Source organism: Staphylococcus equorum (assembly GCF_029531845.1).
GTDB lineage: Bacteria > Bacillota > Bacilli > Staphylococcales > Staphylococcaceae > Staphylococcus > Staphylococcus equorum_C.
In genome coordinates this window covers 516,912-526,962 of sequence record NZ_JAMBPV010000001.1, presented here as the reverse complement: position 1 = coordinate 526,962, position 10,051 = coordinate 516,912, and the positions used below count along the sequence as shown (strand labels likewise).

Annotated in this window: 8 protein-coding genes, 1 tRNA gene and 1 other RNA gene; all 10 read right to left on the bottom strand. The window is 36.1% G+C overall.

Annotation, left to right across the window (positions count from 1 at the left end; genetic code table 11):
- Positions 1-381 precede the first annotated feature (381 nt).
- The 10 genes from recR to M4L39_RS02270 all read right to left on the bottom strand — a co-directional run bounded on the left by recR (position 382) and on the right by M4L39_RS02270 (position 10,040).
- Positions 382-978: a recombination mediator RecR gene (gene recR / locus M4L39_RS02315; RefSeq protein WP_277580547.1), complete on the bottom strand. Its 597-nt coding sequence runs from the start codon at positions 976-978 to the stop codon at positions 382-384.
- 4 nt (positions 979-982) lie between these two features.
- Complete coding sequence (locus tag M4L39_RS02310; RefSeq protein ID WP_002484224.1) at positions 983-1,300, bottom strand: YbaB/EbfC family nucleoid-associated protein; 318 nt, start codon at positions 1,298-1,300, stop codon at positions 983-985.
- An 86-nt stretch (positions 1,301-1,386) separates the two neighbouring features.
- Positions 1,387-3,105: a DNA polymerase III subunit gamma/tau gene (gene dnaX, locus M4L39_RS02305; RefSeq protein ID WP_277580546.1), complete on the bottom strand. Its 1,719-nt coding sequence runs from the start codon at positions 3,103-3,105 to the stop codon at positions 1,387-1,389.
- 59 nt (positions 3,106-3,164) lie between these two features.
- The gene (locus M4L39_RS02300; protein WP_277580545.1) at positions 3,165-3,695 is read right to left on the bottom strand and encodes a GNAT family N-acetyltransferase; all 531 of its coding nucleotides are present in this window, start codon (positions 3,693-3,695) and stop codon (positions 3,165-3,167) included.
- A 189-nt stretch (positions 3,696-3,884) separates the two neighbouring features.
- Positions 3,885-4,154: signal recognition particle sRNA large type (gene ffs / locus M4L39_RS02295), an RNA gene on the bottom strand.
- A gap of 109 nt (positions 4,155-4,263) precedes the next feature.
- Positions 4,264-4,989 carry a trehalose operon repressor gene (gene treR / locus M4L39_RS02290; protein WP_277580544.1) on the bottom strand — a complete coding sequence of 242 codons (726 nt, stop codon included), beginning with the start codon at positions 4,987-4,989 and terminating at the stop codon, positions 4,264-4,266.
- 28 nt (positions 4,990-5,017) lie between these two features.
- Positions 5,018-6,652, bottom strand: coding sequence for an alpha,alpha-phosphotrehalase (gene treC, locus M4L39_RS02285; RefSeq protein ID WP_277580543.1), 1,635 nt, complete (start codon positions 6,650-6,652; stop codon positions 5,018-5,020).
- 91 nt (positions 6,653-6,743) lie between these two features.
- The gene (treP, locus tag M4L39_RS02280; RefSeq protein ID WP_277580542.1) at positions 6,744-8,171 is read right to left on the bottom strand and encodes a PTS system trehalose-specific EIIBC component; all 1,428 of its coding nucleotides are present in this window, start codon (positions 8,169-8,171) and stop codon (positions 6,744-6,746) included.
- 252 nt (positions 8,172-8,423) lie between these two features.
- Positions 8,424-8,516, bottom strand: a tRNA-Ser gene (locus M4L39_RS02275).
- A gap of 60 nt (positions 8,517-8,576) precedes the next feature.
- On the bottom strand, positions 8,577-10,040 hold the full coding sequence (locus tag M4L39_RS02270) for a glutamate synthase subunit beta (protein WP_277580541.1): 1,464 nt from the start codon (positions 10,038-10,040) through the stop codon (positions 8,577-8,579).
- Between the last annotated feature and the right edge of the window lie 11 nt (positions 10,041-10,051).

Here is a 10,051-nt window from a genome sequence, read left to right as displayed (position 1 = left end):
CTAACTCAGAAAGTCAAGAACTTTTTAAAATTAATTTTCGTTGTGCTTCGTATTTCTTTTTTGTGTTTGTTGTGTTTGTCATGTTGTTTCGCTCTACTAGTAATACTATACACGCATAAAAACCTTTTAACAACTGTAAAATTTACACTCTAACCCGCTCACAACAACCTTTAAACACTAATAAACATACTTTATTACATTCATTCTACTTAAAGTTCGTTTTATAACTAGTAAATATCTAAAAATCATCTTCAAACTCTTGGAACATACTTGTTACACGTACTTTAAATTCTTTTACATATTTTTAATTTTGTTTACAAATAATTAAAGCTACCTATATAGGTAGCTTTAATCGTTCATATATATAGGTTTAATAGTTTACTACATCTCTGTTCGACCCATAATCGCTTTCGACAATGTCACTTCATCGGCATATTCTAAATCGCCACCTACAGAAAGACCTTGAGCTAATCTCGTTACTGTAACACCAATTGGTTTTACTAACCTCGAGATATACATTGCTGTAGATTCACCTTCTAGGTTTGGATTCATCGCTAAGATAAGTTCTTTAACTTCTTCATCTTTCAAACGATTAATTAAGCTCGGTATATTAATATCTTCTGGTCCGATACCATCCATTGGGGAAATAGAACCATGCAAGACATGATATAAACCTTTATATTCACGCATCTTCTCCATAGCAATGACATCTTTATCATCTTCAACCACACAAATGATTGAGCGATCTCTCTGTTTATCTTGGCAAATGTAACATGGATCTTGTTCAGTTATATGTCCACATTCACTACAATAGGTAAGTTCTCGTTTAACATCCACTAAAGATTTGGCAAATTGGACAACATCGTCTTCTTTCATATCTAATACATGAAACGCCAGACGTTGAGCAGTCTTTGGCCCAATGCCTGGCAGTTTCATAAAACTGTCAATAAGTTTTGAAATCGGTTCAGGATAGTGCATATGATCACATTCCAGGAATGTTTAAGCCTTGAGTGTGCTTGCCTAAGCGTTCTTGTGTAAGTTCATCAGCTTTATTCATAGCTTCATTCGTTGCAGCAATCACTAAGTCTTGTAACATTTCAATGTCGTCTGGATCTACCGCTTCTTCTTTTATTTCTACATCTAGTACTTCTTTATGGCCTGATACTGTTACAGTAACCATGCCACCACCAGCTGTACCTTGAACTTTTTCTTCTTTTAATTTCTCTTGCTCTTCGCCCATTTTCTTTTGCATTTTTTGCATTTGTTTCATCATTTGTTGCATATTTCCGCCACCGCGCATAAATTTTTCCTCCTTGAATCTTCTATATCATTATTATGATTATTCTTTCGTCTCATTATACATGCCTTTTTATTCATTGTCATGTATCACTCTTCATCTATTACGTTTACGGTACTCTCGCCAAATAAATCTTTAGCTTTTTGCACAACGTCAACTTCTTCCGCTGCTTCTGGAGCAGAGGGTTGGCTATTACTTTCACCTTCTGTTGATGTACTACTCTTTCTATTTTGTAGATATTCTGTTCTAACTCTCAGCCATTGATCGGCAGGCACACCTACAACTTTGACTGTTTTATCGATGATTTTACAAACAACATTTTCAATGTTTTCCCGTTTTTCATCATCTTTATTAACAATCTCACAATGTATTTCTTCTTCAAACTTAATCAGAACATGCGTTTCACTTGCTGCAACAGGCTCTGAATTTTGTAAGAGACTCACTAAAGGTTTCATATCATTACCCTTCGCGTGGTCAATGACCTCTTCCCAATGATCTTTCAATTGTTTAATATCATCTTTATTGGCTTTATCTAACACTTTAGCAATTTGTTGCATAGAAAAAGCATTCTTAGACTGTCCACCTTTGTTGGTAGTTCGTTTAGTTTGTTGAGGCGCATTGCTAGCAGACACACCTTGCGCTTTTATTGTCTTCAATTCACTTTCTAACTGTTCCATTCTTTGCAACAAAACATCATTGTTAGGTTCAGCAGCAATACCTGTAGTTGCTACAGTTTGAACGCTCTCGGGTTTCTCTTTTATCATTTCAGCGATTTTAACTAGTAATACTTCGAAATGTACACTTTGGTTTACACTGAATCGAATCGATACGAGCGTATCATTGATGATATCAATCATTTTGTAAAGAACATCTAAATCAAAATGCATTAGCGCATCATATTCAGTTTCTACATTAGAAGTCTTATTCATAATCGTATCTCTTACAAAGTAAATCATATCGTTAATCAAACGATTGACTTCTTTCCCTTGTGATATGAATTGGTGGTAAGTTGAAAAAGCGCTTTTTACGTCGCCTTGAACTACTTCTTTAAGCAATTCATTTAAAGCACTGGCATCTACACTACCAGTTACATTCAGTGCATCTTGTAATGTAAGATGCTCATCTCCAAAAGCAATGGCCTGATCCATAATACTTAACGCATCACGCATACCACCTTCTGACGCCTTCGCAATAAATTCCAATGCAGCAGTATCATATTCTATTTCTTGTGAGTTCGCTACAAATTTCAAACGTTCAACAATCTCATCTTCACTAATTGCTTTAAAATCGAACCTTTGTGATCTTGAAATAATCGTCGGAGGTATTTTGTGAGGTTCTGTTGTTGCTAATATAAATATCGCATGTGCTGGTGGCTCTTCTAAGGTTTTAAGCAACGCATTAAAAGCACCCGTTGTTAGCATGTGTACCTCATCTATAATATATACTTTGAATTTCGATTCACTAGGTGCATATTTAACTTTATCTCTAATGTTTCTTATCTCATCTACACCATTATTGCTTGCAGCATCAATTTCAATGACATCTGAATTTGTGCCACGCGTGATACCCTTACATATTGCACATTCATTACAAGGTTCACCATCGGTACGTTCAAGACAGTTTATGGCTTTTGCAAATACCTTTGCAATGCTCGTTTTACCTGTCCCTCTAGGCCCGCTAAATATATAAGCATGAGATTGTTTACTTTTAGCAATCGCATTACGTAGTGTCTTAGTTACATGCTCCTGGCCCACAACGTCTTCAAAACTTTGCGGTCGGAACATTCTATATAAAGCTTGATAATTCACTTTCGCACCTCCAATAGCATTCATCAACTATTATAGCATTGTACTTTATACTTTGAATATCAATTAAAAAATTCTGGATAAACTACTGTCCCATTAGGCTGCTCTGTTAGCTGTTCCCAAAGGAATTTGACCATGAATTTTTTTGAAGGTAAATCAAATGGACTATATATATTGTATTGCTCCGATTCTTCATAACCTAATTTGCTGTAATATTCTGGGGCCCCAAAAACAATGATTGTAGTATAACCTTGCGCTTTTGCTCGCTCTTCTGCTGCTTGCACGAGAGCTTTTCCCAGTCCCATGTTTCTATATGCTGTTAAAACAGATAATGGCGCTAATGCTAATGCAGTAAAACTTGTTTCTTCATTAAGGATTTGGATTTCTGATAACATAATATGACCAATCACTTCACCATCATCATTTTTGGCGACAACTTCTAGTTCATAGTTATATTCTAAAGTTTCTCTCAATTTCACAACTAACTCTTGTTCATCATGCTTTGATTCAACTCCATCTTCAAACGCAGATTTTATTGTTTCTAAACTTGTATCATAATCATTTTCAGTTAAAGTACTTAAGTATATTTGCATTGACATCCCCCTGTAGCGTTTAATTTTAAAAATTCGACTCAACAACATCGGCTTTGTACAATTTTTTAAACGATACCACTATCCTATCAAGTATTCCTTATATTTTAATATAAAAAAAGAGCGACTGCTATCAAAAGATACGTCGCTCAGGATTTATATAAGTTTATTTCATTATTTAAAAATTTAAAACCGTGCACCTTCACTTCGAATGTGTATCACAAACGTAACCAAAGTCGTTAGCTAAATCTCGGCAACCCTACGGCACATACGATAATCCACTTAATGCTGCTTCCGTCAGGACCTGACATGGTTCGTGGGTTCATATTGCATAGGACCGAGATCTTCAAACACTACGTGCTTTGGGCAGACTTCACAAAAACACACCCTTAGCAAAGGAATTCAGTCTCGCGTAAAGCGGATTTCGAGTACAGGGAACCGCTACCTCCCCACTTAGCACGGCAAAATATATCATACTATAATTTAACGACTGATTGCAAGTATAACCTACCGTAGATACTATATCTTGATAATATAATTCACATTATAGTCATCTTTACGATAAAACAATTTACGTTTTATGTCTTCTAGAAAAATCATTAAATTTAAACTCTGTAGCTAAGTGTTTCGAAATATTATATTGGAATATTGTAGTATCTTTCAAATGGACAATACCTCGAACTGTTGCTGTATATGGTGGCACCACATCGCCAAATATTTCTTGTTCTATTTCTCCAAATGGCTCAAACGTAATGGACTTATTAGAGTAACTAATTTCTAAATCTAATATTTCTTCTATATATTCATATAGTGATGCTTTAGCAATCTCAGTAGTAAGGTGCGGGACAATCGCTTCTATTAAGTAGTCTTCATCTATGATTTTTACTCTATCTTCTATTTTCCTAATTCGAACAACATGCCACAATACTGTTCCTTGTCGAACATTTAATGCCTTTTGCACTTTCGGCACTTCACCTGCAGTTATCTTTTCAAGTACTCTGACTTCAGTTTCATGTCGCAAGCCCAACCCTTGTTGAACTTCTCTAAAACTGGTTAAATCTGCGAAAGGAAATTCTGTTAACCCTTGATAGATAACAACCGAACCTTTACCCCGTATCTTTTGAATCATACCGTCTCTCACCAATAAATTCAGTGCTTTACGTACTGTTTCACGAGAGGCACTATAGGTTTCTACTAACTCATGCTCAGATGGCAATTGAGTGCCATACGATATGCGTGACTCGATGATGTCTGTACGTATTGTTTCATATATCGTAATAAATTTTTTCTGTGTCATGCGCGCTCACTCACTGCCCTTTTATAAATTATTGTGCGATTACAATTGCGCCAAATCCATCAATTAATCCGTTGGTTACTTCGCCGTGTTGGATAATAATTTCGCCCTTAATAGCCAAGTCTTCTGGAATTGTTACGCGCTCATTTGAAAAGTTTGCAATAACAAGCCACGTTTCGTCATTATAATGACGTTTATAAACAAATAACTCATTATGCTTCATGTATAAAGGTTCTATACTTCCATACGTAATAATATCGTGTTCATGACGTAATTGAATCAAATGTCTATAAGTGTGTAATATAGATGTTTCATCTTTAATAGCCGCTTCAACATTGATTTTATCAAAATTATTTGGAATATCAATCCATGGCGTACCCGTAGTAAAGCCAGCATGCTCTGCACCAGTCCATTGAATTGGTGTTCTTGAAGTGTCACGAGATTTTTGTCCTAATATTGTAATAATTTCTTCCTCTTCATAACCTGCATCTTTCATATTTTGATAAGCATTTAAAGACTCAACATCACGATATTGATCGATTGTTTTGAAATTCGGATTTGTCATACCGATTTCTTCACCTTGGAAAATATACGGCGTGCCTTGTAACATATGCAATACAGTAGCTAACATCTTAGCGCTTTGTTTACGCATTGGTTCAGACGAGTCATCACCAAAGCGTGAAACGACACGAGGTTGATCATGGTTACACCAGAATATTGCGTTCCAACCGCCGCCTTCATAAATACCAAGTTGCCATTCCATAAGTATATCTTTTAATTTATGGAAATCTAATTTAGCATTTGTCCATTTTTCACCATCGACATAGTCTACTTTTAAATGATGAAAATTAAAGACACTACTTAATTCTTGACGCTCAGTATTTGTATATTTAATACAATGATCTATTGTAGTTGAGGACATTTCGCCAACCGTCATAATGTCTTTATCTCCAAACGTACGACGATTCATTTCATGTAAATATTCATGCACGCGTGGCCCATCTGTATAAAACTCTTTGCCGATTTTTTCAGAGTCTTTAAACTCACCTTTAGAAATTAAGTTAATCACATCAAATCTAAATCCATCTACACCAAAACTAATCCAATGGTTAACGATGTCATATAAAGCGTCTCGCACCTCAGGATTATCCCAATTTAAATCAGCTTGCGTTACGTCAAATAGGTGCAAATAATATTCATCTGTAGTTTCATCATATTTCCATGCATTACCGCCAAATTTCGATTCCCAGTTTGTCGGTGGTTGGTTATCTGCTGATCTTCTAAAGAAATAATAATCCCTATAAGGACTTTCTTTATCTACATATGCTTGCTTAAACCATTCATGTTTTGTAGATGTATGATTAATCACAATATCCATCATGACTTTTAAATCACGCTTATGCGCTTCACTCACTAATGTTTCAAGATCTTCTATTGTTCCAAATTTCTCATTAATTTTGTAATAGTTACTAATATCATAGCCATTATCGTTCATTGGTGATTCATACACAGGCGTTAGCCAAATGTAATCCACACCTAGATATTGTAAATAATCTAGCTTTTCAATAATACCTTGTAAATCGCCTTCTCCACTACCTGTTGTATCATTAAATGATTTTGGATAAATTTCATAAACAACTGATTTTCTCCAATCATTATGTACCATAACAATTACCACCTTTTCTTTTACTGTTTTCAAAAAAGAAACTCGCTAGTCAATTTTAGCGAGTTTAATTGTCTTATCTATATAGCTTGAATTATTTTTCAACCATTTCTTTTGTTTCTTCTTTACTAAATCTTGAGAGAACAACAGTTAATATTGCTGGTACGACAATTGCTAAAAGTGTACAAATAGCATAAATTAACCAAAAATCTTTTTGGATAGAAATAATAGCTGGCACGCCGCCTACGCCTACGCTACCCAGCACACGACTTGCACCTATAATACCACCTATCACACAAGATGTTGAAATCGCTGCTATAAATGGATATTTCAAGGGTAAGTTTACCCCGAATAATGCTGGCTCTGTTACACCTAAGAACCCTGAAATACCTGAAGTCATAGCAAGACCTTGTTCTTTCCCCATTTTACGTCTTCTATAGACAAACCATGCGCCAAATGCTGCTGACCCTTGGCAAATGTTAGAAATTGCAAGAATTGGCCATAGGTATGTGCCGCCAAGACTGCTTCCCATTAATTGGAAATCTACCGCTAAGAACATATGATGTAAACCTGTGATAACGAGTGGTGCATAGAACAAACCATAAAGTGCGCCACCTAACCAACCAGCATGTTCAAAGACAAATGTCACGCCTTCTGTAATTCCTGTACCAAGCCATAATGCAACTGGCCCAATAACTATAAATGCTAAGAAACCTGTAATCAGTAGTGCTACTGGACCTACAACTAACATTTTAATTGAATCATGAATATATTTATTTAAGAATTTCTCAATTTGAGCTAATACATAAGCTGCAAGTAAAATCGGCAACACTTGTCCTTCATAGTTCAATTGCTTAATTTCTAAACCGAAAATATCCCAAGTAGGAATATTACCACTAGCAATATCATATTGTGAAGCTAATTGTGGATTCATTAGAATTAAGCCTAGTACTAGACCAAGTATTTGGCTCCCACCAAACACACGCATACTACTCCAACCGATTAATGCTGGTAAGAATATGAATGCTGTACTTGCAATTACATTAATAATATTAGAGATATCTCCAAGGTGAGGAAATTGTTCTACTAACGGTTTAGGGCCAAATAACCCTTCCATCGTAAGTAAATTATTAATCCCCATAAGTAAACCAGCAGTAACAATTGCCGGTAAGATTGGAATAAATATGTCTCCCAACAATTTAATCAACCTTTGAATCGGATTACCCTTTTTAGCTGCTGCAGCTTTCGCGTCGTCTTTCGACGCTTCGCCTACACCTGTTTCTTCAATAAATTGTTTGTAAACTTCATCGACTGTGCCTGGACCAATGACAATTTGATACTGATTATCAGCTTTAAATTGGCCTTTTACTAAATCGTTATCACCCAATCTATCCTTATCTACTTTATCATCATCTTTCAAGACAAGTCGCAAACGTGTTACACAGTGTGTCGCTGTGTCCAAGTTGTCTTTGCCCCCAATAGCTTCGACTATATCTTGTACATCTTTCTTTTTAACTGCCATGATGATTCACTCCCTTTTTCTTTTAACATCACTGAAAGTATAACTTGTATAGACAAGTATTGTAAAGGCTTTCATTTTAATTTTAAAAAATAATGTTATTTTCATGATTTTATATAATAATTCCAGCTACACTTCATTAAAATCTTTTAATTAATATGCAATTCCCTAAAAAAGCAAATTAAAAAGGCAAGCACTCAATACATGATTGATTACTTGCCTACTCTATTTATTAGTCTTAATTTTATAATATTATGGCGGAGGAAGAGGGATTCGAACCCCCGCGGGCCGTTAAGCCCCTGTCGGTTTTCAAGACCGATCCCTTCAGCCGGGCTTGGGTATTCCTCCAAATAAACACACTATTCATAATATTATAGCTCGTTTCAAAAGTCAATTAAAATTTTAGCACTATACAAGTGCTTTTTCTTTTAAGTAAGCATCTACTGAATCTGCGACAGCTCTTCCTTCTTGAATCGCCCAGACTACAAGACTCTGCCCTCTTCTCGCATCACCTGCTGCAAATATATGTGGTTGATTCGTTCTAAAATCTTTATTATCAGCTACAATCTTATTACGTTCAGTTTGAATGTTAAAGGCATGGGGGACTGTCGTTTCCGTACCGACAAAACCGATAGACAATAGGACTAAATCTGCTGGCCAGTGACGTTCTGTACCATCCACAACAACCATACCATCTTCTGTTTCTTCAAGGATTTGAGTATAAACACCTTTCACATTACCGATACGATCAACATCGTAACGCATTGTTTGTACGCCATATGCACGTGGTTCAAAACCAAAACGCGACTCATATTCTTTATGCGCGTAGTCCATCTTGAACACAGGCATTGCTAATGGCCAGTATGTGTTTTCATCAAATGTAATCTCTTCTGGTTGTTTTGTGTATTTATTAAATTGAACGATAGATTTACAGTTTTCACGCAGCGCTGTCGCTACACAGTCAGCACCTGTATCACCAGCGCCTATCACAATAACATTTTTTCCTTTAGCTGAAATCTCAAGATCGCTGATTTCTCCATTTAAAAATTGACCTTGTTCAGTTAAATAATCCATTGCAAAATGAATTCCAAAGCCCATGCGTCCTTCTAATGGTAAATCTCTCGCATTTTGTGAACCTGTACAGAGTATGATTGCATCATGTCGTTCATTTAACTCCTCACGACTCACATCTACACCTATTTCTGTATCTGTCATAAACTCGATACCTGATTGTTTCATCACGTCAATTCTACGACGTACAACATCTTTATCTAATTTCATATTAGGGATGCCATACATTAGAAGCCCGCCCGCTTCATGTGCACGTTCATATACCGTTACTTTGTATCCTAGTTTATTCAGTTCATCTGCTGCTGTTAGCCCAGCTGGACCACTACCGACGATTGCTACTGTTTCAGATTGACGTTGCTCAGGTATTGTTGCTTTAACCCAGCCATTTTCATAAGCTTCATCAATAATCGTGCGCTCAATGCCTTTGATGGCAACAGACTCACGATTAATTTTCATTACACAAGATTGTTCGCAAGGTGCGGGACAAACACGCCCCGTAAATTCTGGAAAGTTATTTGTCTCGCTCAAACGTTCATATGCTGTTTTAAAATCTTTTCTATAAACGAGATCGTTCCATTCCGGGATATAATTCCCAATTGGACAGCCAATTGTTTCTTTCCCGTGAGTTTCTCCCGTTTGGCAAAATGGCGTTCCACAATCCATACAACGCGCACCTTGTTCTGCTGCTTCATCTTTAGTAAACCTTTGTTGAAAAGCATCGTGATTACTTATACGTTCAACCAATGACAATTCATCCAATTGTTGTTTGTCATAATTCATAAATCCTTTGAATTCGCCCATGACAAATCCCC

Bases quoted from the DNA above. Each gene is read 5' to 3' on its own strand.
- M4L39_RS02310 (WP_002484224.1), bottom strand. From the start codon at position 1,300: ATGCGCGGTGGCGGAAATATGCAACAAATGATGAAACAAATGCAAAAA.
- treC (WP_277580543.1), bottom strand. From the start codon at position 6,652: ATGGTACATAATGATTGGAGAAAATCAGTTGTTTATGAAATTTATCCA.
- M4L39_RS02300 (WP_277580545.1), bottom strand. From the start codon at position 3,695: ATGCAAATATACTTAAGTACTTTAACTGAAAATGATTATGATACAAGT.
- recR (WP_277580547.1), bottom strand. From the start codon at position 978: ATGCACTATCCTGAACCGATTTCAAAACTTATTGACAGTTTTATGAAA.
- treP (WP_277580542.1), bottom strand. From the start codon at position 8,171: ATGGCAGTTAAAAAGAAAGATGTACAAGATATAGTCGAAGCTATTGGG.
- treR (WP_277580544.1), bottom strand. From the start codon at position 4,989: ATGACACAGAAAAAATTTATTACGATATATGAAACAATACGTACAGAC.
- M4L39_RS02270 (WP_277580541.1), bottom strand. From the start codon at position 10,040: ATGGGCGAATTCAAAGGATTTATGAATTATGACAAACAACAATTGGAT.